This is a genomic window from Kitasatospora sp. NPDC059327 (assembly GCF_042752535.1).
Taxonomy (GTDB): Bacteria; Actinomycetota; Actinomycetes; order Streptomycetales; family Streptomycetaceae; genus Kitasatospora.
Window position 1 is genome coordinate 1 of the sequence record NZ_JBHYYB010000062.1, and the last position, 26,459, is coordinate 26,459.

Annotated in this window: 25 protein-coding genes and 1 pseudogene; 18 read left to right on the forward strand and 8 right to left on the reverse strand. The window is 70.5% G+C overall.

Going from position 1 to position 26,459, the window contains the following annotated elements; all coding sequences use genetic code 11:
- The first annotated feature begins 105 nt into the window (after positions 1 to 105).
- The 7 genes from ACFXHB_RS30030 to ACFXHB_RS30060 all read left to right on the forward strand — a co-directional run bounded on the left by ACFXHB_RS30030 (position 106) and on the right by ACFXHB_RS30060 (position 4,803).
- Positions 106 to 285 carry a hypothetical protein gene (locus tag ACFXHB_RS30030; protein ID WP_380577808.1) on the forward strand — a complete coding sequence of 60 codons (180 nt, stop codon included), beginning with the start codon at positions 106 to 108 and terminating at the stop codon, positions 283 to 285.
- Between the two features lie 144 nt (positions 286 to 429).
- Entirely contained in the window at positions 430 to 1,086 is a 657-nt protein-coding gene (locus ACFXHB_RS30035; protein ID WP_380577809.1) for a hypothetical protein, read from the forward strand.
- The gene (locus tag ACFXHB_RS30040) at positions 1,083 to 1,826 is read left to right on the forward strand and encodes a hypothetical protein (RefSeq protein WP_380577810.1); all 744 of its coding nucleotides are present in this window, start codon (positions 1,083 to 1,085) and stop codon (positions 1,824 to 1,826) included. Before ACFXHB_RS30035 ends, ACFXHB_RS30040 begins: the two co-directional genes overlap by 4 nt.
- Before the next feature lie 522 nt (positions 1,827 to 2,348).
- Positions 2,349 to 2,618 (forward strand): hypothetical protein, encoded by a 270-nt coding sequence (locus ACFXHB_RS30045; protein ID WP_380577811.1) that lies wholly within the window; start codon positions 2,349 to 2,351, stop codon positions 2,616 to 2,618.
- 344 nt (positions 2,619 to 2,962) lie between these two features.
- Positions 2,963 to 3,913, forward strand: coding sequence for a helix-turn-helix domain-containing protein (locus ACFXHB_RS30050; protein ID WP_380577812.1), 951 nt, complete (start codon positions 2,963 to 2,965; stop codon positions 3,911 to 3,913).
- 77 nt (positions 3,914 to 3,990) lie between these two features.
- Positions 3,991 to 4,431: a sigma factor-like helix-turn-helix DNA-binding protein gene (locus tag ACFXHB_RS30055; RefSeq protein ID WP_380577813.1), complete on the forward strand. Its 441-nt coding sequence runs from the start codon at positions 3,991 to 3,993 to the stop codon at positions 4,429 to 4,431.
- Positions 4,432 to 4,530: 99 nt separating this feature from the next.
- Positions 4,531 to 4,803 carry a hypothetical protein gene (locus ACFXHB_RS30060; protein WP_380577814.1) on the forward strand — a complete coding sequence of 91 codons (273 nt, stop codon included), beginning with the start codon at positions 4,531 to 4,533 and terminating at the stop codon, positions 4,801 to 4,803.
- Between the two features lie 311 nt (positions 4,804 to 5,114).
- On the opposite strand, the gene ACFXHB_RS30065 is transcribed toward ACFXHB_RS30060, so the two are convergent.
- From ACFXHB_RS30065 to ACFXHB_RS30075, 3 genes are all read right to left on the reverse strand, one after another.
- Entirely contained in the window at positions 5,115 to 6,368 is a 1,254-nt protein-coding gene (locus ACFXHB_RS30065; RefSeq protein ID WP_380577815.1) for a two-component system response regulator, read from the reverse strand.
- Positions 6,369 to 6,441: 73 nt separating this feature from the next.
- Complete coding sequence (locus tag ACFXHB_RS30070) at positions 6,442 to 6,657, reverse strand: hypothetical protein (protein ID WP_380577816.1); 216 nt, start codon at positions 6,655 to 6,657, stop codon at positions 6,442 to 6,444.
- Between the two features lie 587 nt (positions 6,658 to 7,244).
- A complete protein-coding gene (locus tag ACFXHB_RS30075) occupies positions 7,245 to 7,952 on the reverse strand; it encodes an HNH endonuclease family protein (protein WP_380577817.1) in 708 nt (235 codons plus the stop codon).
- Positions 7,953 to 8,626: 674 nt separating this feature from the next.
- Between ACFXHB_RS30075 and ACFXHB_RS30080 the strand changes: the two genes are divergently transcribed.
- The 6 genes and pseudogenes from ACFXHB_RS30080 to ACFXHB_RS30105 form a co-directional block, all read left to right on the forward strand.
- On the forward strand, positions 8,627 to 9,046 hold the full coding sequence (locus tag ACFXHB_RS30080) for a hypothetical protein (RefSeq protein WP_380577818.1): 420 nt from the start codon (positions 8,627 to 8,629) through the stop codon (positions 9,044 to 9,046).
- Between the two features lie 93 nt (positions 9,047 to 9,139).
- Positions 9,140 to 9,436 carry a hypothetical protein gene (locus ACFXHB_RS30085; RefSeq protein WP_380577820.1) on the forward strand — a complete coding sequence of 99 codons (297 nt, stop codon included), beginning with the start codon at positions 9,140 to 9,142 and terminating at the stop codon, positions 9,434 to 9,436.
- 229 nt (positions 9,437 to 9,665) lie between these two features.
- Complete coding sequence (locus tag ACFXHB_RS30090; RefSeq protein ID WP_380577821.1) at positions 9,666 to 9,968, forward strand: hypothetical protein; 303 nt, start codon at positions 9,666 to 9,668, stop codon at positions 9,966 to 9,968.
- A 122-nt stretch (positions 9,969 to 10,090) separates the two neighbouring features.
- Entirely contained in the window at positions 10,091 to 10,630 is a 540-nt protein-coding gene (locus tag ACFXHB_RS30095; RefSeq protein ID WP_380577822.1) for a winged helix-turn-helix domain-containing protein, read from the forward strand.
- On the forward strand, positions 10,627 to 11,160 hold the full coding sequence (locus tag ACFXHB_RS30100; RefSeq protein WP_380577861.1) for a transposase: 534 nt from the start codon (positions 10,627 to 10,629) through the stop codon (positions 11,158 to 11,160). The genes ACFXHB_RS30095 and ACFXHB_RS30100 overlap by 4 nt, the downstream gene beginning before the upstream one ends.
- A gap of 121 nt (positions 11,161 to 11,281) precedes the next feature.
- Positions 11,282 to 11,479: pseudogene (locus ACFXHB_RS30105) on the forward strand (NAD(P)H-dependent glycerol-3-phosphate dehydrogenase); the annotation flags it as partial.
- 333 nt (positions 11,480 to 11,812) lie between these two features.
- On the opposite strand, the gene ACFXHB_RS30110 reads toward ACFXHB_RS30105, so the two are convergent.
- Positions 11,813 to 15,547: a glycoside hydrolase family 2 TIM barrel-domain containing protein gene (locus ACFXHB_RS30110; protein ID WP_380577823.1), complete on the reverse strand. Its 3,735-nt coding sequence runs from the start codon at positions 15,545 to 15,547 to the stop codon at positions 11,813 to 11,815.
- A gap of 528 nt (positions 15,548 to 16,075) precedes the next feature.
- On the opposite strand from ACFXHB_RS30110, the gene tatA reads away from it, so the two are divergent.
- Complete coding sequence (gene tatA, locus ACFXHB_RS30115; RefSeq protein WP_380577824.1) at positions 16,076 to 16,351, forward strand: Sec-independent protein translocase subunit TatA; 276 nt, start codon at positions 16,076 to 16,078, stop codon at positions 16,349 to 16,351.
- A gap of 779 nt (positions 16,352 to 17,130) precedes the next feature.
- Here tatA and ACFXHB_RS30120 read toward each other — a convergent pair.
- The 4 genes from ACFXHB_RS30120 to ACFXHB_RS30135 all read right to left on the reverse strand — a co-directional run bounded on the left by ACFXHB_RS30120 (position 17,131) and on the right by ACFXHB_RS30135 (position 21,249).
- Positions 17,131 to 17,307 carry a hypothetical protein gene (locus ACFXHB_RS30120; RefSeq protein ID WP_380577825.1) on the reverse strand — a complete coding sequence of 59 codons (177 nt, stop codon included), beginning with the start codon at positions 17,305 to 17,307 and terminating at the stop codon, positions 17,131 to 17,133.
- Between the two features lie 476 nt (positions 17,308 to 17,783).
- Positions 17,784 to 18,539: an SDR family oxidoreductase gene (locus ACFXHB_RS30125; protein ID WP_380577826.1), complete on the reverse strand. Its 756-nt coding sequence runs from the start codon at positions 18,537 to 18,539 to the stop codon at positions 17,784 to 17,786.
- Positions 18,536 to 19,534 (reverse strand): dihydrodipicolinate synthase family protein, encoded by a 999-nt coding sequence (locus ACFXHB_RS30130; RefSeq protein WP_380577827.1) that lies wholly within the window; start codon positions 19,532 to 19,534, stop codon positions 18,536 to 18,538. Before ACFXHB_RS30130 ends, ACFXHB_RS30125 begins: the two co-directional genes overlap by 4 nt.
- Positions 19,534 to 21,249, reverse strand: coding sequence for an IlvD/Edd family dehydratase (locus ACFXHB_RS30135; protein ID WP_380577828.1), 1,716 nt, complete (start codon positions 21,247 to 21,249; stop codon positions 19,534 to 19,536). Before ACFXHB_RS30135 ends, ACFXHB_RS30130 begins: the two co-directional genes overlap by 1 nt.
- A 474-nt stretch (positions 21,250 to 21,723) precedes the next feature.
- Here ACFXHB_RS30135 and ACFXHB_RS30140 point away from each other — a divergent pair, with 474 nt between their 5' ends.
- The 4 genes from ACFXHB_RS30140 to ACFXHB_RS30155 all read left to right on the forward strand — a co-directional run bounded on the left by ACFXHB_RS30140 (position 21,724) and on the right by ACFXHB_RS30155 (position 26,424).
- Positions 21,724 to 22,419, forward strand: coding sequence for a FadR/GntR family transcriptional regulator (locus tag ACFXHB_RS30140; RefSeq protein ID WP_380577829.1), 696 nt, complete (start codon positions 21,724 to 21,726; stop codon positions 22,417 to 22,419).
- Between the two features lie 501 nt (positions 22,420 to 22,920).
- A complete protein-coding gene (locus tag ACFXHB_RS30145) occupies positions 22,921 to 23,550 on the forward strand; it encodes a bifunctional 4-hydroxy-2-oxoglutarate aldolase/2-dehydro-3-deoxy-phosphogluconate aldolase (RefSeq protein ID WP_380577862.1) in 630 nt (209 codons plus the stop codon).
- The gene (locus ACFXHB_RS30150; protein WP_380577830.1) at positions 23,547 to 24,506 is read left to right on the forward strand and encodes a sugar kinase; all 960 of its coding nucleotides are present in this window, start codon (positions 23,547 to 23,549) and stop codon (positions 24,504 to 24,506) included. Before ACFXHB_RS30145 ends, ACFXHB_RS30150 begins: the two co-directional genes overlap by 4 nt.
- Positions 24,507 to 25,365: 859 nt before the next feature.
- Entirely contained in the window at positions 25,366 to 26,424 is a 1,059-nt protein-coding gene (locus ACFXHB_RS30155) for a substrate-binding domain-containing protein (RefSeq protein WP_380577831.1), read from the forward strand.
- Positions 26,425 to 26,459 lie beyond the last annotated feature (35 nt).

Sequence of the window (26,459 nt, forward strand, 5' to 3'; positions counted from 1 at the left end):
GGCACACCCATCGCACCGCGCCGGATGCGCGTTCACATGGTGACCGGGGCAACGTTCGAACTGCCCGGACTCCCGCCCCCCGTCAGCCGCGTCGCAACCGGTCTGATGGCATCAGCCACAAGCCGTCTCGTCGGCTACTACTCACGTCGTGACGTCGCTCAGGACTTCCGCGTCTGGCGCCGCAGGGAGTATCTCCAGCACCCCAAGATCAACGGAGATGACTCCCCCTTCGGCGCGTACCGCCTCTGGGCCCGGCAGTTCTACCCGCCGAAGGACCCGGCTTAGGGTGGCGAGGCCGATGGCCGGCCGCCGTCGCGCATTGCTTCGCCAACTGCACAGACGCGCAGGTCGGCTGCCATGTAGCTGGCAGCCACAGCGGCTGCGCAGCTGACGTTTGATCACTACGGCAGCTTATCGAACAATAGTTCTATGACCGATTTCGTCCCGCGCCCCACCCCTGTCCGCTCGCCCGAGCGGCCGGGTGACGCCGAGCGGGCGCCGCGGGAGCTGATGTCCCTGCCGGGCTTCTACCGGGACGAGCGGCGCTGGCGCCTGGTCGAGATCCGGCTCGGCGGGCGGTGGATCCCGGGCATGCTCACGGTGTGGCGCCGCCCGCCCGGGAGCGCGGTCTGGGTCGTCCACGTCACCTGGGGCCCGGAGGCTACCGGCGCCTGGGGCTGGTTCCTCTACGAGGCGGACCGGATCCGCCCCGTGCCCGAGCCCGTCGACCCGGCCCCGGCCACCACCCCCTACCTCGGGACGTGGCGGGACGCGGTGCGGGTGCCCGCCGAGCTCGCCGGCCCGGCCGGAACGGGTCCGGGAGAGCGGTGCTGGCGCCTGGCCTGGCTCCGCGCGGACGACACGTGGCGCTCGGTCCTGGTCACCGCTCGCCGCCGACCCGGACCCGACCTCCCCTGGATCGCCCACGCCCGCTGGGGCGAGGACAAGCAGGCGGCCTGGGTGATCGCCGACGGCATCACCCTGCGCCCGCTGCAGCGGTCCGAGCCGGCGGCCGACACCGAGGCGGACACGCCCGCGGCGCCTGTCGCGCCGCCGACACCGGCCACCCCGGGGGAGTCCGCGTGAACCTGGCCCCCATCCCCGCCCCTGTGCCCGTTGCCGATCTCGCTGCCGAGCACCGTGGCCGGCTCGCCGACCTGCTGGACGCCACCTCCCCGGCCACCCGCGCCCGCCAGGCCCAGGCCACCGTCCTGCCCGTCCTGGGACCGCTTGCCCGGCTGCTGCCGCACGGCGGCCTGGCCAAGGGCACGGTCACCGAGGCCCCCGACATGAGCCTGCTCCTGGCCCTCGCCGCCGGCCCGGCCACCGCGGACCGCTACGCCTGGACCGCCGCCGTCGGCCTCCCGAACCTCGGCCTCGCCGCGGCCGCCGGCTACGGCATCGACCTGAAGCGCTTCGTCGTCGCCGACCGCCCCGGTGATCACTTCGCGGAGGTAGTCACCGCGCTCGCCGCCGCCTGCCCGGTCGTCCTCGCCGCCGCACCCACCGACCTGGCCCCCCGCGCCCTCGACCGCCTCGCCGCCCACCTACGCCGCACCGGCACCGTCCTGATCACCCCCGGACCCTGGCCCGGCGCCCAACTGAGCCTGGAGGTGACCGCTCGGCGGTGGTCGGGGCTGGGTGAAGGGCACGGGCAGCTGACCGGCCGGCGGGCGCGGGTGACAGTGTTCGGGCGGGGGTCGGCGGCGCGGTCGCGGGACGCGGACTTGTGGCTGCCGGACGTGTCTGGGTTCGTCAGCGTGGTGGAGCCGGAGGTGGCCGCTGTCGGTCTGCCTGAGAATGGTCCGGTTGCCGTGTCACTGTGATCGGAAGCGGGTCCTTCCTCGGCGGCGAGGCGAGGCGGGAGTATGTCCGGACGGGGTCCTCGCGGAGAGCGCAGGCCCTTCCCGGTGGCGCGCCTGTAGTGATCGGAGTTGCCCTATCGCCTTGCTGATGGTGTTGGCAACAGTGCGTTCAGTGAGGTGCCCGCGAGTGGCAGGCGCTGACAGCAGGGGTGTTGGGGGTGTGCGAAGCCCCCGTGGGTCGGCTGGCACGTGTCCTGAGCACCGGAGATTGCGTTTCGTTGACCCTGGTGCGCTCAAGTGGCCGGGTAAGTCGACCTAAATCGAGTACTTTCGGCATCTCCATAGTCACTATTCGATCGTCCGATTTCGCTTCTGATCGGTTCGTTCGAATTCTTTTCGGGGTGCGACCGTTAAGCAGATGAGCCGTTAACGCGCCGGGCGGGTCGCGTTGTAGTGTCGCGAATACGGAGAGCCCCGGCAGGCCTGAGAAACCAATAGCGCCGGGGCTCTACGCAACAACATCACTCGATCAAGGAGCTCTTTGTGAGCCTCGACCGCATTCGGTACCTGGCCGCCCTGCGACGGTTCGACCGTGACACCGAACCTAACATGCCTCCGCGTCAGGCCGGGGAAACGTCGGCCGCTGTTGCCATGTGGGTACATCTGAAAGGTGGCCTGCTCGTAGCCGTTCCGGGCGCGTTCGTCGCCCTCGGCACCGGGGTCGCCCCTGGGTTCGGCTTGTTGGGCTTCCTGTGTGCCACTGGGGCAGTCGCCAACGCCTCCCACGTCAGCTACCTGCGCCGTCGCTGCTGACAGCGCGTCACGTCCCGCCCGATTCGCTGCCCCGCGGCGGCGGGCGGGACCCCGTGCCGCCATCGCGCGGCGAAGTGCAATCCGTACGCGCTGTTCTGGATCACCGGGCAAACGCGAACGAAATCTCCTCGCTGGGGTCACCCGTTCGCGCTATCCCGAATTTCCTCGAGGAACGGGACATGACCGAGCTGACCGAGCCGAATCAGACCTGCGACCACTGCGGCGATCTGTTCTCGCCCAGCTCTCGCGGGCGGCGGCGGCGTTTTTGCACCGACAAGTGCCGCTCCGCCGCGTATCGCAAGGCGAAGGTGCCGCCATCGGCTCCAGTGCCGTCGGTCGATCCGATGGTCATCCAGATCGCGGCCGGCCTGACGGCGTCCGTCCGCCGGCTCCAGAACGTGGCGAAGTCCGCGGAGCCCGCGCTCGGCGACTTCGCCGAACTCAGGATCGCCGCCGAGATCGGCAAGGAGTACAACGAGCTGCTCAACGCGGTCGTCCTCCAAGCGCGCCTGCGCAAGGTCCGCTGGCCGGCCATCGCCGAGATCCTCGGCGTCGGGACGGAGACCGCGCGGACCCGTTGGGAGGAGGCGAAGGCCGCCCGGCTGCTGGCGCGGCGCCGCGAACGGGGAAGGAAGACCGCCCGGCCGCGCGGATCCGGGCCCCGTCAGGGCGGATCCCGCAGCCGGCGCTCCGGCGGCGGCGCTATCGACGCCCAGCCGCGGCTGGCCAGCGCGCTGTCGCACCTTCAGCGCTCCTCGGGCCGCTCGATGCGGGAGATCGCGAAGGAGGCCCAGGTCTCCACCTCCTACATCTCCCGTGCGCTCAGCGGGGAACGCATGCCGCGCTGGGACGTCATCGTCTCGTTCGCCCGATCCTGCGGCGCCGACCCGGCGCAGCTGCGAGTGCTCTGGGAGGAGGCCAACGGCAAGGCGACGACCCGGCCGTTCTTCGCCGGCCGACCCAAGGCACGTCCGGAGGCGCAGTTCCAGCTGGCGTCCGCACTCCAGGGTCTCCACCTCGCGGCAGGCCGGCCCACGGAGCAGTTCATCGCCGAGCGCTCCTTGCACCGTCTGACGGCCACGAGGATCGGCGACGTCCTGGGCGGCCGGGAGCTGTCCTCGTGGCCGGACATCGAGGTGGTGGTCACCGCCCTACAGGGGCGGCCCGAGGTCATCCGGCCCCTGTGGGAGTGCCTCCAGCTGGCCGCCAACCCCGAGTGGACGCCGGAGAACCCGCTGCCGCCCACCTCCGGGTCCCAGACAGAGGTCACCACCCTGCGCGCCGAGTCCTTCTGACCCCGCGGCCGCGCCGCGCACCCGTGCCACGGCCGCTCACGCCAGCTCCGTCCATCCCCGTCCCTCTGGGAAGCAGCATGCCGCCGACCCGGCACGGGCACCGACCGCGAAGGCCGACCCGGCCCGACCCGGTCGGGCCCTGGGCCCTTCGAGACCTCAACTACGACCGCTACCTCCAGTACGCCGCCGCCCTACTGCCCGCCGCCGACGCCTGCACTGCCATCAAGGAGGCGTTCGACGAACTCACCGAGACCTGGCCCCACGTCCTGGCCGCCCGCAGCCCCGCCGCCTGTGCCTGGCAGGTCGTGCGCCGACGCGTGCGGATACTCGCAGGGCCACTGAAGCCCGTCGCCCACCTCAGCGACCCCGAGCAGGACGTTGTCGTCCTGCACCTCGTCCTCGAACTGCCCGAAACGGAGGTCGCGGAACTCACCGGAACCGACCCCGCGACCGTCCACATGCATCTGCGCTCCGTCCGGGCGGCCCGCCACCACCCGCCGGCCCCGTCCGGCACCTGACCGACGGCGGGCCCGAAGCCGCCGTGACACCGCCTGGCCGCCCCGGATCCGGAAGCCGACCAGGCGGACCGTGTCAGTGGCCATTGGGATGCTGGCTGCATGGACGACGAGGCGCTGATGCGGGGCCGGGTGTACGGGGCCGACCACGACGACCCCGACCCCGGACCGCGGCCGGGCCACGCCTACCGGGAGCTGGTCGCCGGCCCCCTCGACGGCCTCCTCCTCGATGTCACCGGCTGGGACGCCGAGCAGCTCGCCGACGGTGCCGCGCTGGCCACCGAGATCGGCTCGTACGGGCCCGGCGGCCGGGCCCACTACGCACCGCGTCCGACGGACCCGCACCGCTGGGACTGGGCCGGCGACACACCCTGACCCCGGGCAGGCTGTGGCGGCCGCACCTGCCGGGGGCACCCTGCCCGATGAAGCGGACAGGAGCCGCAACGGCTCCAAGCCGCCCCTCATACCGAGCCCGTCGGCGGCTTCGAGCACGATCGGGGCGGGCAACCGGTCCGACGACCGCCAGCCGGCCGCCCAGCCGGATCCGCTGCCGTACGTCGGTGTTCGACACCATCGACCACCTGCGCACCACGCGCGAAGACCTCCGTGCCGCACCCGCCGGGGTCCGACGGCGGGCCGCGGCGCCACGGGACCCGGTCGCCGACGCCCCCACCGCCTACGGGCGATCAGCCACGAACACGGTCATCCTGACCCGCCGTCCGGAGCGGGTCTTGCGGGGAGATCGAGGGCAGGAGCCAGCTGGTGGTGTCGTCCGTGGGGTGGGTGGCAGGCGTGGGGCGAGGGGTGCCGCGGTAGTTCATGTGCATCTCGGTCAGGACGCTGACCTTGGCACACAGCATCCAGGGCTCGAACGGTTTGGTGATGAAGTCGATCGCTCCGGCGTCGTAGCCGCGCAGCAGGTTCTCGGCGTCGGCGCCGATCGCGGTGACGAAGATGATCGGGATGTTGCGGGTCCGGGCCCGGCGCTTGATACGGGCGGCGGTCTCATAGCCGTCCATGCCGGGCATCTGCACGTCCAGGATGATCACGGCGACGTCGTCGTGCTGGAGCAGAGCCTTCAACGCGTCCGCGCCGGAGGACACGGCCAGCACCTGGCAGTCGGCGGCGGCCAGGACGGCCTCCAGGGCGATCAGGTTCGCGGGCGGGTCGTCGACCACCAGAACCCGCGCCCGGACCGCGCCGGTCCGGGCAAGCCGAGGCGGCTCGGACAGCGGCACCTCCTCGCCGGCCTGCTGCTCGGCCACGACCAACTGGCGCTCCAGGAGCTCGCACCGCGCCTCGGCGGCCACCTGGCGCCGCCGGGCCTCCTCCAGCTCGGCCGTCAGCCGCGCGACCTCCGACTCCAGACGGCGCCGCTCGCGCAACAACTCCTCCCGGTCCCCGGCGAACAGGACCAGTTCGTCCGCCCGGGCACGCTCGCGGGCCCAATCGCTCTCCACCTGGTTGAGCCGCAGCGCCAGATCGGCGATCCGCTGGTTCCTGTCGAGCAGGGCCTCGCCCAGGACATCGCTGTGGGCGGCGGAACGCCGGGAGAGCCGGTCGGCCTCGGCCAACTGGAACTGCAACTGCTGAACGGCGTGACCGACCGAGACACTGGTGCGCTGCGCCGCCGCGTGCAGCGAGCGCAAGAACTCGACCGTCTCGCAGGTCGCGACGCTGCCGCGGTCGGTGCCGACGTCGGTGAGCAGGTCCTGGACGAACTGCCACGGCGGGATCCGCTGCCCGGACAGGTAACGGGAGACGGCTCCCGCGCTCACGTGCCGGCGCGCGCCGTAGCGGCGCACCGACACCGCAGGCCGCAGGCCCGCGAACAGGCTGCGCAGGGCTTCGGCGAACGCCCGGCACTCGGTGTTCAGGTCAGGGCTCAGCGGTCGCAGGTCGCCCACCCGGCCACCCCCCGGTGTCTCGTAGGCCTCCACGGCGCCACCATCCTCGCAGTATCGGGTCGGCCGCGGCCCGGGAACCGGCACACCCGGGCCGTGGCCAGTGTCATCAGGCCATCTCCTTCTCCGCCGGCTCCTCTCGGGGCTCGGCGACGAGCTGGTTCACGAACGACACGCTCGCACCGAACGCGCCGACGCCGTAGAGGACACACTGGGCCAGGTGCGCGCCCCCCGCGGCGGTCAGGACCCCCGCGCCAATTCCCGTGAGCACGCCGACCAACAGCACCAGGGCCGCCCTCGGCGACAGCAGCGCACGCCGCACCATCAACCTCCTCGATCCGTGACGGCCCTCGCCGCCACGACCTGCCCGCCGACCGGATCGACCTGACGGTGCGTCACAGCATCGAGGGTGCGACCGGTGTTGCGCCTCCGTTGCCGGGCCGGCAACACCAGATGGCAACACCGCGGCCCCGCCCCGCGGCCGCACGGGGGCCGGATCCGCCACCGGCCGTGCCCGACGGTCGACGCCGTCCCACCCCGCCGCGCCCGGCTCCTCGACGCGCGGCCTCGTCTCGTTCATGCCCATCTCCTTCTGCGTCGTCTGCGGTGGATGGGCCGCGGGCGGGCCGGGACGTAACGGGGCGCCACGGGCCCGCTTCCGGCGGTCCGTGGTGCCGGACGCTAGGCCTGGGAGACGGCGGGTCAAGAGGGTTCGGGCATTGGTTTCGCCGACGGAACTGGCACGGTGAGGGTGGCGAACCGGCAGACGATACACCGCCCAGACGGCCGGTCAACCCCGTGCCGGGAACGGGGTTCGACCAGGTCGGAGCACGCGAGCGGCCGCCGCCCTCGGGATTGAGGGGCGGCGGCCGGAGCGGTCAGGGGCTGGCTTGGCGGGGCCGGGTATGGCGGTCAGCGGGCCAGGGTGATGGTCAGGGTGTCGTTGGGGCAGGTGGCGCCGAGGTCACGCAGGACGTTCTTCTCGGTGGTGTCGACGCTCTGGCCCCAGCGGGTCTTGGAGACGGTCCAGCGGGTGAGGTAGTCGCACGTCTCGGTCTCGACCGGGCGCCATTCGGAGATGTCCTTGTCGGACTTCTGGCGGTTCGAGCGGGCGGTGACGGCGACCAGGTCGCGGGGCTCGTCCAAGTCGTTGGCGTAGGCCTGGCGCTCGGCCGCGCTCCAGGTGGAGGCTCCGCTGTCCCAAGCTTCGGCGAGCGGCACAACATGATCCACATCAAGGGCGGACGCGTCGGTGACGGTTACCCCGTCGTAGATCGAGTACCAGAGGCCACCGGTCAGCGAGCAGCCCGGGCCGATCTGCGGCGCGACGATGGCCTCCCGGAGGATGACTTCCTTCCTGGTGTTGCAGCCGTCCTTGTCCGCGTCGATCCAGTGCCTGAATTTGGTGCGCTCGTAGCCGGCCCTGCTCTCCTCGGCGACGGGGAGTGCCTCGATCGCCTCCCGCAGGGGGACGGTCGCCGCTTCGCCGGCCACGCGGTGTACCCCTGGCGCACGCTGCTCGGAGTGGTCGGCGGCCTGGGCGGGGACGGCGGCCGTAGTGGCCAGCGCCGCCGCTGTCGAGGTGACCAGTACCGCCCTGGCCAGTGAGGTGATTCGCACGGTGCACTCCTTCGTCGACGACGTGTCGTGCACGTTCCTACTGCCCGCAGCGCGGATCATGAAAGGCGCTCAGCCGGGCTTCACCCCGACGGGCAAACAAGTCGTACCGGAGCCTGCTCCTACCTCGGCCCCCGGCTTGCCCGGGCCATCCGGGCCGGCGTGCCGCCGAGCCTGGAGGCCGGACTCGAGCGCCGCGCCCTGACGACGGGTCGCCGGCAGGCGCTGGGTGACCTGTCGGGGGTCCGTCCGGTGGCCGCCGGCCTGGTTGACTCCCGTTCAGTTCGACACGATCGAACGATTATGGACAAGATCGGACGTCTGATGGGTGGGAGTGCGAGCCGTGTGGTTCGGGTCCTGCCGTACTGTCCTATGGGAAGCATGCCGGTCGAAGCGTTCGCTGGTGCGGGCTGGGGGCGATCCGCCGGTTTGGGTGGCCTGGCCGGAAACCTCGGGCCGCCTGTGCGAATTCGTTGGAGTCCGATCGAACGGCCGGTTATGGTCGGGTAAAGCGGCGGTGGCCGGTCCTGATCAAGCCGTCCGCATCCGCTGACAAGGCCAATTCGCACGGGGGGCGGAGCCAGGTCTGGTTCGGGGCCGAAAGTGTCCAAGCCGACGGCTCCACGAGCAGCACCTGATCTCCACTCCCCTTTGTGCATGACGCAAAGGAAGAGTACTTGAACCGCAACACGGTACGCGTCGGTGGTGTCGCTGCGCTCGCGGCCCTGACCCTGACGTTCGGAGGCGGTGTCGCCCAGGCGAGCACCGCCGCCCCCGCCCCCGCCGTCACGGTGACGGCGGGTCAGCAGCAGGCGGTGCAATCGCTGGCCGTCGCCCTGCTGAACTCCCCTGTCGAGTACAGCGAGGCCGAGCGGGCCGAACTCCAGGAGATCGCCGCCGGCACGACCGCCCTCACGGGCAAGTTCGACGGGATCCTCAAGCTCCTCAACAAGGTGCCGGGCTTCTTCAAGGCCGTCGGCGGTACGTACGGCTCGTTCGTGGACTGGTACAAGGGCCTGCCCTGGTACTGGAAGGCCCCGCTGACCGCCGCCAACGTCGGCGGCAACCTCTACTCCATCTGGGAACTGTTCCACTGACAGGCGAACCAGCTCCGGTTGACCTGGGGGGACGGGCTGTCGCGGCCCGTCCCCCCAGGGGTCTCCCGACCACGATCCCGATAGGACCCTGCGATGAACACCCTGTCACCTCCCACGGAGGCCACCTCGACGCGCCAGAAGCCCGGGTGGTTTCTCGCCGCGGCGCTCACCGGCGCGCTGAACGCCGTGCTCGCTTCCGGCCCGGCCTGGTCCTGGCGGGCCTGCCTCTGGACGCCACTTCTGGTACTCGCTGTCGGCTGCGCGGCCTACGAGTGGCGACTCCTGGCCCTTGGCCGCTGGCGGATGAGTCCCCTGGACTGGGGGCTGCTGACTGTCACCCACCTGGGCCTGGCCGCCTCACTGGTGTTCGCCACCGGTGTCCGGCCGTAGAGGCCAGGCAGCGTTGGCGAAGTCGTCCTCGGCCGTTCCCGCCCGCCCATGGGTGTGCAACCCGTGCCGGTCGGCGGCCCCGCGGTGGCGGGCCGGCCTTGGCAGGAGCAGGGCCCGCAGATCCTCGCCGGACTCACCACGCTGGGGCGGTCACTGCGCGCGTGGGCGGTGCCCGCATCTGGGGCGCCCGGCCCGGCAGCGCTGACGTTTTCTCCCCAAGCCGGCCAGGATGTCGGTCGTCACTGGGATGCTGGCGGGCATGGACGACGAGGCGCTGATGCGGGGCCGGGTCTATGGAGCCGACCACGACGACCCGGACCCCGGGCCGCGGCCGGGCCACGCCTACCGGGAGCTGGTCGCCGGCCCCCTCGACGGTCTCCTCCTCGATGTCACCGGCTGGGACGCCGGGCAGCTCGCCGACGGCGTCGCGCTGGCCACCGAGATCGGCTCGTACGGGCCCGGCGGCCGGGCGCACTACGAACCCCGCCCGACGGACCCGCGCCGTTGGGACTGGGCCGGCGACAGCCCCTGACCTTCCGGCGCGGGCCGGTCGGGTCGCCCGTGGGCGACCCGACCGGCGGCAGCGCGCTTACTGAGAATTTCGGGTTGTCGTCGGGTAGTGACGGTTCATGATTCCTGCGGTATGCCGTTGGTGTGAGGTATCCGGAGGGTGGGGGCCTGACCGCTGAGCGTCGGGCGTTTCGTGAGGGGATCCGGTTCCAGGCCGGGATGCGGTTCGCGGTGGGTGAGAAGACCACGGTGATCGCGAAGGATCTGCGGGTGAGTGTGCGTTCGGTGGAACGCTGGCGCCGTGCCTGGCGCGAGGGCGGGATGGAGGCACTGCGCTCAGCAGGGCCGGCCGACTCCCCGACTGTCACCGACGCCCAGTTCGCCGTGCTCGAGGAGGAACTCGGCAAGGGGCCGACCGCGCATGGCTTCGGGGATGAGCGGTGGACGCTGGCCCGGGTCCAGAGCGTGATCCACCGTCGGCTGCACCTGAGCCTTTCGGTCCCGACGGTGTGGCGGCTGCTGAAGCGGCACGGCTGGTCCTGGCAGGCACCCGCCCGCAGAGCCCTCGAACGCGACGCGAACGCCGTGGAGTTGTGGAAGAAGGAGGTGTGGCCACGGGTAAAAGCATCGGGGCGGCGTGTGGCGGCTGGATCGTCTTCGAGGACGAAGCCGGCTTCTCCATGACGCCGCCCCGCGCCCGCACCTGGGGTCGCCGCAGAGACACTCCCGTCGTCCGGGTCCGCGGCAGATCCCGGCGCAGGACCTCGATCGCCGCCCTGTGCTGCTACCGGCTGGGCGAGAGCAGGCTGATCTACCAGCCCCGCAGCCACCTCCTCCTCAAGGGGGCCCGCAAGAGCTTCTCCTGGAAGGACTACCGCGACCTGCTCGTCCGGGCCCACATCCAACTCGGCGGACCGATCGTGGTCGTCTGGGACAATCTCAACACCCACCTGTCAGCAGGGCTGAAACGGTACGAGGCCGAACACGACTGGCTCACCACGGTCCGTCTCCCGCCCTATGCACCCGACCTCAACCCCGTCGAGGCCGTCTGGTCACTCGTGCGCAGAGCGATGGCCAACACCGCTTTCGGGACGCCCGACGACCTCGACCGCACACTCCGCCGCGAGTTACGCCGAATCCAACTCCGCCCCCACCTGATCGACGGATGCCTGACCGCCACCGGTCTGACTCTCACACCACCGACCCCACCCTGAAAACCTCAGTAGCACGGGCCGTACCCCGAGCGGCTGCGCCGACAGTTCGAATGCGTGATCCGGCGGTCTCGGACGGGCAGCCCTGGGGCTTGAGCTGGGGCGCTGCGGTGTCGCCCGGTCGGTGCTGATCACCCGAGGACTCGCGGAGACCCTCCGGCTCGGCGCCGCGACCGGCGCGGACCCGCACACCTTCGCCGAGCTGGCCGGCCTGGGCGACCTGGTTGCCTCCTGCTCCTCCCCACTCTCACGCAACAGGTCGTTCGGCGAGAACCTGGGCCGCGACTCCATTGTCGGCACGGCCGCCGCAGCGCTCTCCCAGACCGCCGAGGGCGTCAAGACCTCCGAGGCCCTTCACGCACTCGCCCGGCGTACCGGGTGGAGATGCCGATCACCGAGGCCGTCGTGCGGCTCCTGCGCGGCGACGTCATCCTCGACCAGACCGAGGGCCGACCGGCTGTGCCGGTCGAGGCGCAGCGCGGCGACGTCGTCGGTGTGCCGTCCGCCGTTGAGGGGTACGGACTATCTTGTTCGTACCCCTCAACGGCGGCCTCCCGGGAACCTCACCTGTTTGACTGGTCGGCCGGAATCAAGCACCCAGGCCGACCGGCTCAGACGTTCCTGTTCGACTGCTCGCCCCCTTGCCTTCTGGTTGTCAGCCGCCGACCAGCCTCATACGGGTGGTCGCGGTGTAGTTGGCGCTCAGCCTGATCGCCTTGTCCGGCGGGTTGCCCCAATCGAGGTCGGTGTAAGCGAGTCTGGCGCTGGTGATGAGATTGACGCCGGGATCGTACGGTGTGAACGGGTCCGCGATAAGCACCTCGAACGCATCGAGGCAGACGAAGGTGTCCGTGGCGGATGAGTTCTTCTGTCCGGTGACCCGGACGGTTACGGTGTGCTCGCCCTCAACGAGACCGGTGCGCTCGAACACGTTCTGCTGGGACTGCTTGCTCGCGGCGTAGAGGTCCACCCGGGTCGGCACCCCGCCGTCGACAGAGACCTCAACGATTCCCTCGCTCGGCCCCTTGGGGGCGATGACGCGGACTCCGGCGCCCCAGAAGGCGGTGGTAGCTGTGGCGCCGACCTCCTTGCTGTAGGACTCGGTACGGCCGAGGTCGCTGGTGGTCGAGCTTCGATTGGCTCCGTCGTGGGTCCAGTTCCCCGTGTAGAGGACTCGGCTGTCGGCGTCGTCGATGATCTGGTTCACCACCCGGAACGCGTTGACGAGTGCGGATGTTCCGCTCGACGCGGCGTTCTTGGTGCCGGTGCACTCGACCCTGATCGTGTGCTGGCCGTAAGTAAGTGGCGCGCTGCGGAAGACCAGCTGGGCCGGCGCCTTGCCCGTCCCGTAGAGATCCACGCTCGCTGCCACCGCGCCGTCGATGGAGATCTTCACGATGCCGAGGTCGTCCCGGGGGGAGGCATAGAGCGCAACCCCGCTGCCGGTGAACGTCAGCTGCGCCGTGGCTCCCGTGACGTTCGAGATGGCCTCGGTGCCGAACCGGCCGTCCACGGCCCCTCCGGCGGAGGCCTTCTTGGTCCACGTGCCGTTGTAGACCACCTGTGGTGAGGCGTTGTCGATCACCGGCGGGTTGACCGGTGCCAGGCGTACCGCATCGGTTCCGCCCGACTCGACCTGTGCGCCGGGTCCGGTTGACCCTGCCGTGGCCTTGGCGAGTCGGACGTTGATCTTGGTGCCGCGGAAGTCATTGGTCCAGTGGGCTGCGCTGTTCTTCCCGAACAGGTCGTAGCTGTGGGTGTCCTGCGACCACGGCCAGGTCGGCTGGGTGCGGTAGCCGTCCGTTCCCGAGGCGCGCCACTTGACCGCAGTGCCGGCGGTGCGCCCGATGTGGTCAGCCGGGTAGACCGTCCACTGGGCGTCGCGCTGCCAGGTGAGGGTATCGGTCTTGCCGGTCATCATGTAGGCCAGGCCAACGTCGGTGACCGGGTCGCCGGGCGGGTTGGCGATCGTGTACGTCGTCGTCAGCAGGCCCCGGCCGTCCACGGCCACCTTGATCGAGGTGTTGATCGTGCCGAACCGGCCCGTGAGTGTCACTATCGCCTGGCCGCCACTGGTGGTGACCGTGGTCGAGACGCCGGTCCACGGACCGGGGGAGAGCCGCGAGATGATCAGGTCGGGGCCGCCGGTGAGCACCCTGGTGCCGCTGACCGTGGCTTCGACCAGGCGCGCGGTCACCTTGTCGAACACCACGGTGAACGGCTTGTCGACGCCGGTGACTATGATGCGATTCGCAGTCTCCTGCACCGTCGGCGTGGTACCGCCGACGGGCGTGAACGCCGGTGTCGCAGGGGTGTTGAGCGACAGCCGGTAGTCGTCGACGACGGCGGTGCCACGGCGGAAGGTGAGCTGGAGGACGTCTCCCGCCGACCAGGGGCCGGCAGGGACTGTCAGTGTGCCGCTCTGCCGAGCCGCGATGTTGACGCCACCCAGCGTTCCGCTCCTGCTGCCGATCCGCCAGGCGATGGCCAGCTCACCGAGGTTGGAGTGGTCGTACCAGTTGGTCACATTCACCGGCACGGCGCCACCCGGGGTAAGACCGGCCAGCGTACCGTCGGCGATCTGCACCGGCGAGAAGGCCTTCTGGGTGAGCCAGAACTCGGGCTTGCGCCGACGGTGAAGGTCGATGATGCCCCACTCTCCGTAGCCGACAGAGCCGGCCGGCAGATTGAACACCTCGTCGATGGCCGCCCAGATGGCACCGCCCACGATTCCGTCGGTGGTGCGGAGCCATGTGGCGAACTTGGCGATGCTCTTGCCCCAGAAGTCGCGTACGGCCGGGTCGACTCGCAGGGTTTCGCGGTTGTAGCACGCGACGTGGGCGAACTCGCCGTACTGGATCGGCTGGCTCGCGTTGCCGGGGCCACCGACACTCGGGTAGTGGCCGCTGTAGATGTCGGCCTGCGGCCCGCCGCTGTCCGAGCGCCGGTCCTCGAAAACGGTCGGACGGGAGGGGTCGGTCTGGCGCGAGTAGGCGCGCTCGGCGTAGAAGTTCACTCCTCCTACACCGCTCTCGTTGCCCAGCGCCCATTCGATGACGCAGGCGCGGCTGCGGTCGCGCTCCAGCATCTCGGCGTACTGCGCCAGGTAGACGCCCTCGTAGGCGGGGTCGTCGACTGTGCCGCCCTGGAAGCAGACCGGTGCCTCGACCTCGACGTAGAGGCCGATCCGGTCGGCCCAGTCCAGGAGTGCGGTTGTCGGCGGATAGTGCGTGGTGCGCACGAAGTTGCAGTTCGCCTCCTTGTACAGCCTCAGGGCCTGCTCCTCCAGGGCCGGCGTGGTCGCCCGGCCCAAGGCCTCGGTCATGCTGTGGTGGCAGACGCCGAGCAGGGTTACGGGCTTGCCGTTGACCAGCAGCTTGTTCCCGACGATCTTCACTTGCCGGAAGCCGACCTGCTGACTCACCGTCTGTGACTGCCCCTGGGTCTGGTAGGTGCTCCGCAGGGTGTAGAGGTTGGGATGTTCGGCATCCCACTTCAACGGTGCCGTCACCGGGATGGCCGCCACGGCCTGCGGCGTGGCGCCGGTCAGGGTGATCGTCGACGGCGAGAGTGCGACCTGTCGTCCGGCGGGGTCCGTGAGGGACAGCGAGACCGTGCCACTCGCACCCGCTGCCAGCCCAGCGGCGGCCGCGGTCACGGTGAGGGTGGCATTGGTGTAGGTGGCGTCGAACGTGGTGTCCACGTGAAGCCTGGTGAGGTGCGAGGCGGGCAGAGCAACGAGGGTCACATCGCGCAGAATGCCGCCGATGGTGTGCTTCGAGTACGCCGACTGGCCCGCGATGCTGTCCGGCCGGTCGGTGACCCCGACGGTCAGTGTCGCCTGCTGGCCAGGTGTGACGGACGAGGTGATGTCGGCGTACCAGGTGGTGAAGCCACCGTCGTGGGTGCGGACCAGAGTCCCGTTGACCCACACACGGGCGTAGCTGTAGACCCCGTCGAACCGGAGCAGGATCGTCTTGCCGGCGTAGTCGGCGGGTACGGCGATCGTCGTCCGGTAGGCGCACTCCGCGTTCGACGGAACGTTCTGTCCCTGGAGCGCGGGTTCGCCGGGCACCTGGATCGATGACCAGGACGAGGTGTTGGTGCCGGCACTCCAGAAGGATACCGGCGGGCGGGACGTGTAGCGCCAGCCCGAGACGATGGGGACCTTCGGGCTGCTCACACCGGAGACGGTCTCGGGCAACGGCGGCACCACCGGAGTAGCAGTCGTCGTGGCGGCGTAGGCCGGAGCGGCCAGGAAGACCTGGCCCGGACCGGCGGCCACAAGGCCGATGGCGGCCAGACCCTTCAGCGCGGTGCGCCGGGAGAATCCCTGATCGGACTGAGAGGTGTCCGGCTGAGTGAGGGGAGTACGGCGGTGTGGCTTCATTCCTACCTCCTTGGCAACTTAGCTGCTAGGTAGATATAAGCCAGTGAGCCGGGCGGCGCAATACCTCGGACGAAAAGACTGAAGGCGGAGCACTCATCCCTTCCCGCCGCCCAGCCGCAACCGGGGCGTCGGACGACTGTGCCGCTCGCACGAAGGGGTGGGGATGGCGCTCGCGAAGCCTCGCTTCATGTATTGCCATGCGCACCGGGCGCCCTTAGATTGACATAGCAGCCTAGCTGTCATGACAAGAGCCCGGGTCTCGCGGCGCGCCCGGCTCCGACCTGGCCACGGACAGCAACGGTCATCCTCGCGATCAGGGCACCAGCATCAATCCAGCGCCCGCTCTGCCTGTAGGTGAGCTGTCTTCAGGGCTGCACCTGCTCAACCGATCGATGGCCGAACGCCCGGCGTACCAGACCCGGTCTCGGCATCAACACCCCCGGGGTGCAGTCTTCTTCGGCCACGTGCGCGGCTCACCCCGATGACCCTTCTCGACCTTCCGCCTTCGACAGTCAAGGAGAGACGCCTATGCTCCGCAACGGTCTGGAACCCTGGCACCTCATGGTCGTACTCGCCGTGATCGTGCTCCTCTTCGGCTCCAAGAAGCTCCCCGAAGCCGCCCGCGGACTCGGCAAGTCCCTACGTATCCTCAAGGCCGAGACACGGGCCCTCCACGACGACACCCCGCCCGACACCCCCGCCGAATCCGCCCAGGCCGCTGGCCCCGCCATCTCCCCGCTCCGAACGGAGCCAACCCCCACCTGCCACACCACACCCAGTACCCCCCACCCGAACACCCCCTGACCGGACCCTCGGGCCCGCCGATCCGACCGGCCTCGGCAGGCCCTCAGCTCTCCAGGTGCTCAAGGCCGACCGGGTCAGCCGACCGGGACCGGGCCGCGGGTGCGGCGGCGCAGCGGGTCGCCCTGCCATTGGGGTATGCCTTGGCGCGCATGAAATGACGGGCGTTGGCGATGTAGCCGCCTTGAGTGGGCCGGTTCCTCCCCACGCGATCCGGCGGTCGCGCCGCTTACGGATCGGGCGGCTTTCACGTCGTGAATTCTGGCCAGACGTCAAGCAAAGGTAGGCCGCCTGAACCGAGCGTCACGGAATTGATGTCTTCGGATCACATCCGGGAATTATGGTCGCCGCCAAGGGGTGCGCGGGCGTTCCGTCCGTTCGGTTCTGTTATCCGCCCCATCCGTATTTCTGGCCTTTCCACCGCTTGTCTACCGGCTGATTATCGACCTGTGCGCCCGGGACGGGTCGGCGCAGTTCCGCCACGATTCCGCTGCCCCGGGTCCGCTGGCCTGGGGCCGGGGCACTCTGGCGATGACCTTGTCAGAGGTTTCCACCAGGCGGTCGTGCGCCCAGTCCATCGACGCCGGTGTGAGCGTAGGCGCTTCCTGGCCACCCCCCGTTGGAGCGTCCCCTCGCCGGGTGCAGGACCATCTGCACCCGGACCCGCAGCTGGTACTCGGTCTTGTGGCTGTAGGCCGTCTTCTTCGGCTCTTAGCGCTCGGTGGTGGGGTCACCTGTCGGGCCAGGGCAACGGGCATCGGGGCGAGGGTCGCAGAAGTGGATCAGGTTCGGGCTCGCGGGGCGGCGGAGTCCAGGCCGGCGTTGACGATGGCTTCGACGCGCAGGGCGGTCGAGTCCAGCAGGGGCAGTGAGGGGAGGTCCTGTGGGTCGATGAGCTGCGTGATCCCGGCGCAGCCGAGGATGATCGCGTCCGCTCCCCGGGCGGCCAGCTGTTCCATGACCTGCGGTACTGGGCGGGTGAGTCCTCGGTGAAGACACCGCGGGTCAGCTCGTCGAAGACGGCCGCTGGACACCCGGCTGCTGCAACGCTCCCGCCATCTCGGCATGACCGTCGACACCTACGAACTGCTCCTCCACCTCGGAGCCGACCACCATGCGAAGGCACACCGCCCCGGCACCCGCGAACACATGTACGTGATCAGCGGCCAGGTAGACACCGGCTCCAGGAGGCGCCCGTCCGCCTGGAGCCCGGCGACTTCGCCGGCTTTCCGGCTGACACACCGCACGTGTACGCAGCCGCACCGACTCCCATGAGCACTGGCCCGTCGCTGCGGCTTCCGCGGCCACGCGGGGTGTGCCGGGTGCGCAGCGGGGGCGCCGGGTCGGGTGGGTCATGGCGGTCATCGAACGGGTTGGCCTGTCCCGGCGGGGCGGCTGGGCCGACCCCAGGTGAGGTCGCCGGGCAGGTTGGTGGTCAGGCGAAGCGGGCGGAGACACCGCCGTCTACGGCCCAGTCAGCGCCCGTGACGAAGCCGGCCGCGTCGGAGAGGAGGAACGCGACCACAGTTGCGACATCGTGGGGTGAGCCCAGGCGGCCGAGGACGTGCTTGTCGGTGGCGGCTTGGCGAACGTGTGATGGTTGCCGGTCGAAGTACTCGGTGAGCAGGTCGGTTTCGATGTAGCCGGGGCTGACGGCGTTCACCCGCACGCCCTGTGGTCCGACTTCGAGGGCGAGTGAGCGGGTGAGGCCGACGAGGCCGGACTTGGCGGCCGCGTAGGGGAACATTCCGGGGCAGGTGAGCGTGGCGTGCATGGAGGCGATGTTGACGATAGATCCGTGACCGTCGGCGAGCATGTCGGGCAGGACTGCGCGGGCCGTCAGCCAGGCACCCTTGAGGTCGACGGCGAAGACCTCGTCCCACTGCGCGACGGTCATGGCGACCGGGTCGCCGTAGGCGTTGCGTCCCGCGTTGTTGACCAGCCCGGTGGCGGGGCCGAGTTTCTCGCGCAGTGCCGCTACCGCACCGGACACCTCGTCCTCGCTCGTGATGTCGCAGGTGGCCCAGGCTGCTGCGGTGCCCAGCCGGTCGGCCTGTCGGCGTAGGCGGTCGGTGTCGACGTCGAGCAGTCCGATTCGGGCGCCGGCGCCGGCCACCGTTTCGGCGATGGCCGCGCCGATGCCGCGCGCGGCGCCGGTGACGAGGACGACGTCGCCGGTGAGGTCGATCATGATCTGCTCCGGTTCGGATCGGGCCGCAGGATGTCGTCGAACTCCAGCAGGAACCGGTCGACGGCAGCGGTTTCCTGGGGGTCGAGGCTGCGGGCGGGGTGACGGCAGTGCGGGTTGTCGATGAGGCCACGGCGGGCGGAGATGAGTTTCTCCGCCGTGATGATCAGTTCGACGTCCTGCATCCAGTAGGTCAGATAAGGGGTCAGGCGGGTGTGCAGAGCGAGGGCTGCGGCGCGTTCGCCGTCGTGCCAGAGCCGCCAGATGCGCTGGTAGATCTCGGTGAACGAGCAGCCGGGCTGGACTCCGGCGATGCCTCGCCGCAGGCCGTCTGCGAGTTGCAGGCCGGCGTAGCCGATGAAGGCCCGCAGCGGGGGTGTTCCGGTGGCGAGGTCTTCGGCGAGACGGCCGGGTAGTGCCGTCTCGATCTTCACGGCGGCCAGGTTCGGGTGCTCGGCGGCCAGTCGGCGCAGCGTGTCCGGGCTGAAGGACGATCCGGTCTGGGCCGGTGCGTACTGGAGGATGACGGGGGTGGGGGCGACGGCGGTGAGTACGGCGGTGATGTGGTGGTGTACCTCGGTGGGGGGTGGGCCGAGGAAGTGGGGCGGCAGGAGGTTGATGGCGTCGGCGCCGGCGGCGACGGCGGCGGTGGCGCGTTCGACGGCGAGGCGGGTGGCGTGGTCGGGGATGGAGAGGACGGCGGCGATGTCGGGTCGGGTGGTGGTGAGGTCGAGCAGGAGGCGGGTGAGCAATGCGCGTTCGTGGTCGGTGAGTTTGTGGAACTCGCTGGCGAAGCCGGGGAACATGACCGCGCTGACGCCGGTGGTCAGGACGTGGCTCACGACGCGTTCGAAGCCGTCGAGGTCGAGGCGTCCGTCGGTGGTGAAGGGTGTTTCGAGGACCGGAATGACGCCGTGGAGCAGGTCGGTGCCAAAGGGTGTCTTCGTGGGGTGGTCTCCGGAGCCGTCGGCCAGGCCGTGGGCTGGGTCGGTTCGCATCAGAAGGGCGCCTTCGCGGGGCGGTCTCCGGAGCCGCCGACCAGGAAACCTAGGTCGGCCCCTTGGTCGGCCTGGAGGACGTGGTCGGTGTAGAGGCGGGTCCAGCCGCGGTCTGCGGGACGGGTGGGTGGCGTCCAGTCGGTTTGGCGGGCGGTGAGCTCGGCGTCGTCGACATCGAGGTGCAGGGTGCGGGCGGGGGTGTCGAGTTCTATGGTGTCGCCCGTGCGGACGAGGGCGAGCGGTCCGCCGGCCGCGGCTTCGGGCGCGACGTGCAGGATGACGGTGCCGTAGGCGGTGCCGCTCATCCGGGCGTCGGAGATTCGGACCATGTCGGTGACGCCCTGGGTGAGGAGTTTGGCGGGAAGGGGGAGGTTGCCGAGTTCGGGCATGCCGGGGTAGCCGCGGGGGCCGAGGTTGCGGACGACGAGGACGGTGTCGGCGTCGGCCGGCAGGTCGGGGTCGTCGGCGGCGGTCAGGTAGTCCTCGATGCTGTCGAAGACCAGGGCCGGGCCGCGGTGGCGCAGTAGGTGGGGCGAGGCCGCGGATTGTTTGACGACCGCTCCGCCGGGGGCCAGGTTGCCGCGCAGGACGGCGGTGCCGCTGTCGGCGGGCTGGACCGGGTTGTCGATGGTTCGGATCACTTCGCGGTTCCAGGTCCGGTGGCCTTCGAGGTTGTCGCCGAGGGTGCGGCCGGTGACGGTGAGCGCGGTGCGGTCGAGGAGGTCGCCGAGTTCGGTCATGAGGGCGGGCAGGCCGCCGGCGTAGGCGAAGTCCTCCATGAGGAAGCGGCCGCTGGGCATCAGGTCGGCGAGTAGGGGGACGTTTCGGCCGATGGTGTCGAAGTCGTCGAGGGTGACCGGTACGCCGGCGCGGCCGGCGATCGCGAGGAGGTGCAGGACGGCGTTGGTGGAGCCGCCGACGGCGGCGTTGACGGTGATGGCGTTGGTGAATGCCGTCGGCGTGAGGATGTGGGAGGGGCGCAGGCCTTCGCGGGCGAGTTCGACGGCGCGGGCGCCGGACTGTTCGGCGAGCTGTGCGCGGCGGGCGTCGGCGGCCGGCAGGGCGGCGGCGCCGGGCAGGGAGAGGCCGAGGGCTTCGGTGACGCTGCCCATGGTGGAAGCGGTGCCCATGGTCATGCAGTGGCCGGCGGAGCGGGCGAGGCAGCCTTCGAACTCGTCGAAGTCGGCCTGGGTGATGCGGCCGGCGCGCCGGTCTTCACTCATCCGCCAGATGTCGGTTCCGGATCCCACGGTTTCGCCGCGGAAACGGCCGGTGAGCATGGGGCCGCCGGAGAGCGCGATGGTGGGCAGGTCGACGCTGACCGCTCCCATCAGCTGGGCGGGCAGGGTCTTGTCGCAGCCGCCGAGCAGGACGACCGCGTCCAGGGGGTTGGCGCGGACGGTCTCCTCGACATCCATGCTCATCAGGTTGCGGAAGAGCATGGACGTGGGCCGCATCAGCGGTTCGCCGATGGACATGGTCGGGAACTCCAGGGCGAGTCCGCCGGTGGCGGTGATGCCGCGGCGTACGGACTCGGCCAAGACCCGCAGGTGGGCGTTGCACGGTGTCAGCTCGGACCAGCTGTTGCAAATGCCCACTACTGGCTTCCCACGTAGTTGGTCACGGGTGAGGCCGAGCTGGCGCATGTGGTGGCGCGCGATGAAGCCGGCTTTGGCGGGGTCGTCCCACCACGTCGAACTCCGTAGGCGGCTCATCCCGCACCGCCCTCGATGGCCGGGTCGGCGGATCTTGCGGCGGGCTGCTTGAACATGGTCTCCACTTTCTCGGTGTCGGGTCCACTTCCTGCGGGCGGGGTGTCGTGGCTCGTCGGCGGGGAGGCCGGGGTGGTGGGTGCCCGCCGTGGGTGGGTCAGGGCACGATCGTGTTACTTAGCAGCTATGCTGTCAAGTCACGAGTGCAGGAATCTGACTGCCAGTCGAGGAGAGGACGGGGCCCATGAACACGCGCCGCAGAGCGGTCCGCATACCGGAGGCGTCATGGACCGGGGAGCACGGCGGGCCATTCGGCCTTCTGGCGACCGCCCCCGGGGCCGATCGTGGCAGTATGGCGCCGATGAACGCCGACCATCTCCTTCCGTGGCAGCTATTTCGGGCGCTGCCACCGACCGTATCCCCCTCTGTCCCGGAGGCCGGCCTCGTGGGGCGCGTCACTGAAGCGGGGCGGGTGGCATGACGATCGAGCGCGCAACCTTGAGCGACACCGTGGCGCGGGAGATCATCGACGAGATCAAGCAGCGTCGGCTCCGCGCAGGCGACGAGATCCCCGCGGAGGGCGAGCTCGCCGAGCGGTACGGGGTCAATCGCCTCGCGGTGCGCGAGGCGATCCGCACGCTGGTCGCCAGAGGTGTCCTCGTCTCCAGCCAAGGCAAGCGGGCCCGAGTGGCGACTCCATCACCCGCCGTTCTGAGGCAGATCCTCGAATTCCGCCTCAGTCAGAAGTCCATGGATCTCCGGGACCTGCTCGATACCCGTCGGGTGATCGAGTGCGAACTGGCCCGGCGCGCTGCGGCCCGGGTCGCCGCCGGCCACGGCTCCACCGCGGAGGCCGAACGGGCTCTGGACATCATGTCCGGCGCAAACGGCAGCCCCGAGGCGTTCATCGCCGCCGACCTCGCCTTCCACCAGGCGCTGTCCGACCTCGCCGAGTCCGAGGTCTTCTCGTTCATCCTCACGGCCATGAACGGCGCCCTGCTCGACGCACGCCGCGCGAGCTACCGCGGCCGCGAGGAACGGGGCAAGGGTCAGGACGCCACGATCGAAGCGCACCGGCGCATCCTGGACGCCATCACCGCAGGCGACCCCGAACGTGCGGCCCGGGCCATGGCCGACCACGTCGAGGAGACCGGCCACGACCTCGGACTCTGACGGCGCTCGACCTGCTGGGATCGCCGGTCGGCACGAGGCTGACCGGCGATCCCGGGGTCACGCACCACTGGTCGGCCCGGCCACGCCCGGACCGGCCATGCCGACGGCCGGCCCTGGCGTTGGAAGTGAGACCGCCGCCGGACCGGGCGCCATGCGGGACGGTGGTGAGGCCCGTGAGGCGCCAGCCAGTTGCACAGCACGCTGGTCCAACTCCGGCGGACAAGCAGCGCTCAGGTTCGCCGTGCACGATCTCCCTCCCTCCGGCGCACAGGTCCGCGCCCGTGACGGAGCGCCTCCGACCGCGCTCTCACGCCCACTGGAAAGTGGCGCACCCCTGCACCGCTGAAGGGTGGCGCTCGCAGTAGCTCCCCGAGAGTCGTCCCGGCTACTTGGCAGCTAGGCTGCGAGGTAGTTATAAATAGGGAGCCAGCGGAGCGCACGACGACGATGCGCGACCGGCTCTCCGCTTTCCGTACCTGTGGCTACCCCACTACCCGGAAGATTCCAGTGAATCCGACCGAACTGCCGTACCGCACCCTCGTCATCGTCCGCGGCACCGACCGCGACGCCGCCCTGCGCACCGTGCTCACCCTCGCCGAGGAGGGCCTCACCGCCAGCGAGGTCTCCCTCACCACCACCGACGCCCTGTGGGTGATCCAGCAGGCCCGCCGCGCACTCGGCCCCGACGCCCACCTCGGCGCCGGCACCGTCCTGACCGCCGAGGACGCCGCCCGCGCCACCGAAGCCGGAGCCGGCTTCCTCGTCACCCCTGGCCTCGTCACCGACCTGCCCCACGGCCCCGGACACCCGCCCGTCCTGATGGGTGCCCTGACACCCACCGAAGTCATGGCAGCCACCCGGCACGGCGCCCTCGCCGTCAAACTCTTCCCCGCCTCCCTCGGCGGCCCCGCCCACCTCGCCGCACTTCGCGCACCCTTCCCCGACACCCCGTTCATCCCCGTCGGCGGGATCGACGCCGCCACCGCCCTCGCCCACCTCAACGCCGGAGCCGCCGCCGTCGGCGTGGGCTCGCCCCTGACCGGCGACGCCCCCGACGGCGGCGACCAGCACGCCCTGCGCGCCCGCGCCGCGCACTGGCGCAGGACCCTCGGCGCGGTGGTGGCCCCGTGACCGCCGCACCCGAAGTGGTGACCGTCGGCGAAGCCATGGCCGCCCTGCGCGCCACCGGACCGATCAGACTCGCCCCACCCATGGAACTGTCCGTCGCCGGAGCCGAGGCCAACGTCGCCATCGGCCTCGCCCGACTCGGCCACCGCGCCCGCTGGGTCGGCCGCATCGGCGCCGACCCCTTCGGCACCCTCGTCCTGCGCACCCTGCGCGCCGAAGGCATCGACACCACCCACACCCACGTCGACACCGACGGCCGCCCCACCGGCCTCCTGGTACGCGAGGACGGCATCGGCGACCTCGCCGGCGTCCACTACTACCGCGAGCGCTCCGCCGGATCCGCCCTGACACCCGAGGATGTCCTGCCCGCCCTGCACCCCGGCGTCCGCGTCCTCCACCTCACCGGCATCACCCCCGCCCTCGGCCCCTCCGCCACCCGAACCGTCCAGGCCGCCGCCGCCCGCGCCCGCGAACTCGGCATCACCGTCAGCCTCGACATCAATCACCGCGCCCGCCTGTGGACCGGCGACCGGGCCCGCCGGACCCTGCTGCCACTGGCCCGCACCGCCGACATCCTCATCGCCTCCGCCGACGAACTCCACCTGGTCGCCGACGACCCCACCCGCGACGAGGCGGACACCGTCGCCGCCCTCCTCGACCGGGGCACCCGCGAGATCGTCATCACCCGCGGCGCCGCCGGAGCCTCCGTCACCACCACCGACACCACCGCCCGCGCCCCCGCCCGCCCCGTCCCCGTCGTGGACGTCATCGGCGCCGGCGACGCCTTCGTCGCCGGCTACCTCTCCGCACTCCTCGACGGCCTCACCACCGCACAACGCCTCCACCGCGCCACCGACACCGCCGCCTTCGCCGTCGCCACCCGCGGCGACTGGGAGGGCCTGCCCACCCGCACCGACCTCACCCTCCTCGACACCCCCACCGGCACCACCCTGCGCTGAACCCGAGGACCCCCGTGTCCCACACCGTCACCGTCCGGGCCCGCGGGACCCACCAACTCGCCGAAGGCGCCCGCTGGGTCGACAACCGCCTGACCTTCACCGACATCCTCACCGGACGCCTCCTCCACACCCCCCGGCCCCGCCCCCCAACCCACCTCCGTCTGCCCCACCCCCACCGGCACCCTCTGCATCACCACCGCCCGGTACGGCCTCACCACCGACCCCAGCCTGTCGGGAAGCGTCCTCCGCACCACCGTCGACACCGCGGCACCACCAGCAGCCGCCTACACACCACGCTGACCGACGACCCGACCAACGTCCCTCGCGTTCACCGGGATCGGCGAGTAGCACAGGCAGGCCTGTGAGGAACTCGGCTTCGCGGTCACCGCGCGGCAGCTTCGCGCGCGCCTGATCCGGTGCCAGCTCCGCCATCGGCTCGACGACCGTTCTTGAACAGCCCGCCTCACGCCGGGGTCCGCGACACCTCCGAGCAGCACCCATCCCGCGAGCATGCCGAAAGGAGGTCTGCCCGGTGCAGGAGGAGCTCCGCCCCCTCGCCATGCGCCTTCTTCCCGGTCCCACTCACAGGTCTCAGGGCACTGTCCGGGGCTCTCTGTCCGCGTCGCAGTAGGCATCCGCACGATCCACCCCGATCGCTTGACAGCATAGCTGCTAAGTATCAGCATCGGTCCAGGCCTACCAAGGACCCGTGGCCCCGCTACGGGCCGGGCCATCGACCGCCGGAGTCCGCTCCGTTCTCCAGGCCCCCAGCAGGCCTCGATCCCCCACGAGGTCTCCCGCCCACCGCCTTCGTCGGCGCACCTCGTTCGACAAGCCGAAGATGCTAAGGAAGCCATCCATGAGCCCTTCACGCACCTCCAGAGCCATGGCAGCCGTCGCCATCGCAACGACAGCTGCTCTCGGGCTGGCCGCGTGTTCCACCGGCCAGCAGTCCTCCTCGTCCTCAGCGGCGGGGGCGTCGGTCGCCCCGGCGAGCGGCAAGATCTCGATGACCTACCTGCAGAAGCAGGGCGACCAGGAGTACTTCATCGGAGAGGCGGCGGGCGCGAAGGCCAAGGCTGCCGAACTCGGCGTGGAGCTGAACGTCGTCAACCTGGGCAGTGACGCGAACAAGACCGTCAGCGAGGTCCAGTCCGCCATCGCCCAGAAGACCAACGGCCTGATCGTTGTCGTCCCGGACCCGGCAGTGGGCCCCCAGATCGTGCAGGCGGCCAGGGACGCCAAGGTCGCCCTGCTCACCTCGGACGACCAGATCTGCACCAGCGGCCCCGACCCGGCCCGGTGCGCGAAGACCGACCTCGTTCCCCGGATCGGCTTCTCCGGCGCGCAAATGGGCGGCGAGGTCGGCAAGCGCGCCGCCGATGAGTACCAGAAGGCCGGCTGGAGTCCCGCCGAAACCCGCATCATCGCCGCATGGAAGCAGGACGTCACCGTCTGCACTGACCGCGTCAACGCGGCCAAGGAAGCCTTCTCCACCGGAGCCGGCGCCGGCGTCCAGAAGATCGACGTCGCCACCGACAACACCCCCACCGGAGCCCAGGACAAGATCGCCGCCACCGTCACCGCCAACCCCGGCGTGAAGAACTGGATCGTCTGGGGATGCAACGACGAGAACGTTCAGGGAGGCGTCACCGCGCTGGAGAACGCCGGCTTCAAGGCCGACAACATCATAGGCGTCGGCCTCGGCGCCTACCTCGCGTGCAAGAACTGGAACAGCGGCAAGCCCACCGGCATGAAGGCCGCCCTCTTCATCAACGGAAAGGACGTCGGCGCCCTGGCCGTCCAAACCCTCTACGACAAGCTCAAGAACGGCAAGGACATGCCCGCCGAAGCGTTCGCCCCCACCACCATGGTCGACCCCACGACCTTCAAGGCCAGCGGCGCCACCTGCAACTGACCCCACCAACCCACACCTCCCACGACCCGAACACC

Bases quoted from the DNA above. Each gene is read 5' to 3' on its own strand.
- ACFXHB_RS30030 (WP_380577808.1), top strand. From the start codon at position 106: ATGGCATCAGCCACAAGCCGTCTCGTCGGCTACTACTCACGTCGTGAC.
- ACFXHB_RS30035 (WP_380577809.1), top strand. From the start codon at position 430: ATGACCGATTTCGTCCCGCGCCCCACCCCTGTCCGCTCGCCCGAGCGG.
- ACFXHB_RS30050 (WP_380577812.1), top strand. From the start codon at position 2,963: ATGGTCATCCAGATCGCGGCCGGCCTGACGGCGTCCGTCCGCCGGCTC.
- ACFXHB_RS30055 (WP_380577813.1), top strand. From the start codon at position 3,991: ATGCCGCCGACCCGGCACGGGCACCGACCGCGAAGGCCGACCCGGCCC.
- ACFXHB_RS30060 (WP_380577814.1), top strand. From the start codon at position 4,531: ATGGACGACGAGGCGCTGATGCGGGGCCGGGTGTACGGGGCCGACCAC.
- ACFXHB_RS30070 (WP_380577816.1), bottom strand. From the start codon at position 6,657: ATGGTGCGGCGTGCGCTGCTGTCGCCGAGGGCGGCCCTGGTGCTGTTG.
- ACFXHB_RS30085 (WP_380577820.1), top strand. From the start codon at position 9,140: ATGAACACCCTGTCACCTCCCACGGAGGCCACCTCGACGCGCCAGAAG.
- ACFXHB_RS30090 (WP_380577821.1), top strand. From the start codon at position 9,666: ATGTCGGTCGTCACTGGGATGCTGGCGGGCATGGACGACGAGGCGCTG.
- ACFXHB_RS30100 (WP_380577861.1), top strand. From the start codon at position 10,627: ATGACGCCGCCCCGCGCCCGCACCTGGGGTCGCCGCAGAGACACTCCC.
- ACFXHB_RS30110 (WP_380577823.1), bottom strand. From the start codon at position 15,547: ATGAAGCCACACCGCCGTACTCCCCTCACTCAGCCGGACACCTCTCAG.
- tatA (WP_380577824.1), top strand. From the start codon at position 16,076: ATGCTCCGCAACGGTCTGGAACCCTGGCACCTCATGGTCGTACTCGCC.
- ACFXHB_RS30120 (WP_380577825.1), bottom strand. From the start codon at position 17,307: ATGGAACAGCTGGCCGCCCGGGGAGCGGACGCGATCATCCTCGGCTGC.
- ACFXHB_RS30125 (WP_380577826.1), bottom strand. From the start codon at position 18,539: ATGATCGACCTCACCGGCGACGTCGTCCTCGTCACCGGCGCCGCGCGC.
- ACFXHB_RS30130 (WP_380577827.1), bottom strand. From the start codon at position 19,534: ATGCGAACCGACCCAGCCCACGGCCTGGCCGACGGCTCCGGAGACCAC.
- ACFXHB_RS30135 (WP_380577828.1), bottom strand. From the start codon at position 21,249: ATGAGCCGCCTACGGAGTTCGACGTGGTGGGACGACCCCGCCAAAGCC.
- ACFXHB_RS30140 (WP_380577829.1), top strand. From the start codon at position 21,724: ATGACGATCGAGCGCGCAACCTTGAGCGACACCGTGGCGCGGGAGATC.
- ACFXHB_RS30155 (WP_380577831.1), top strand. From the start codon at position 25,366: ATGAGCCCTTCACGCACCTCCAGAGCCATGGCAGCCGTCGCCATCGCA.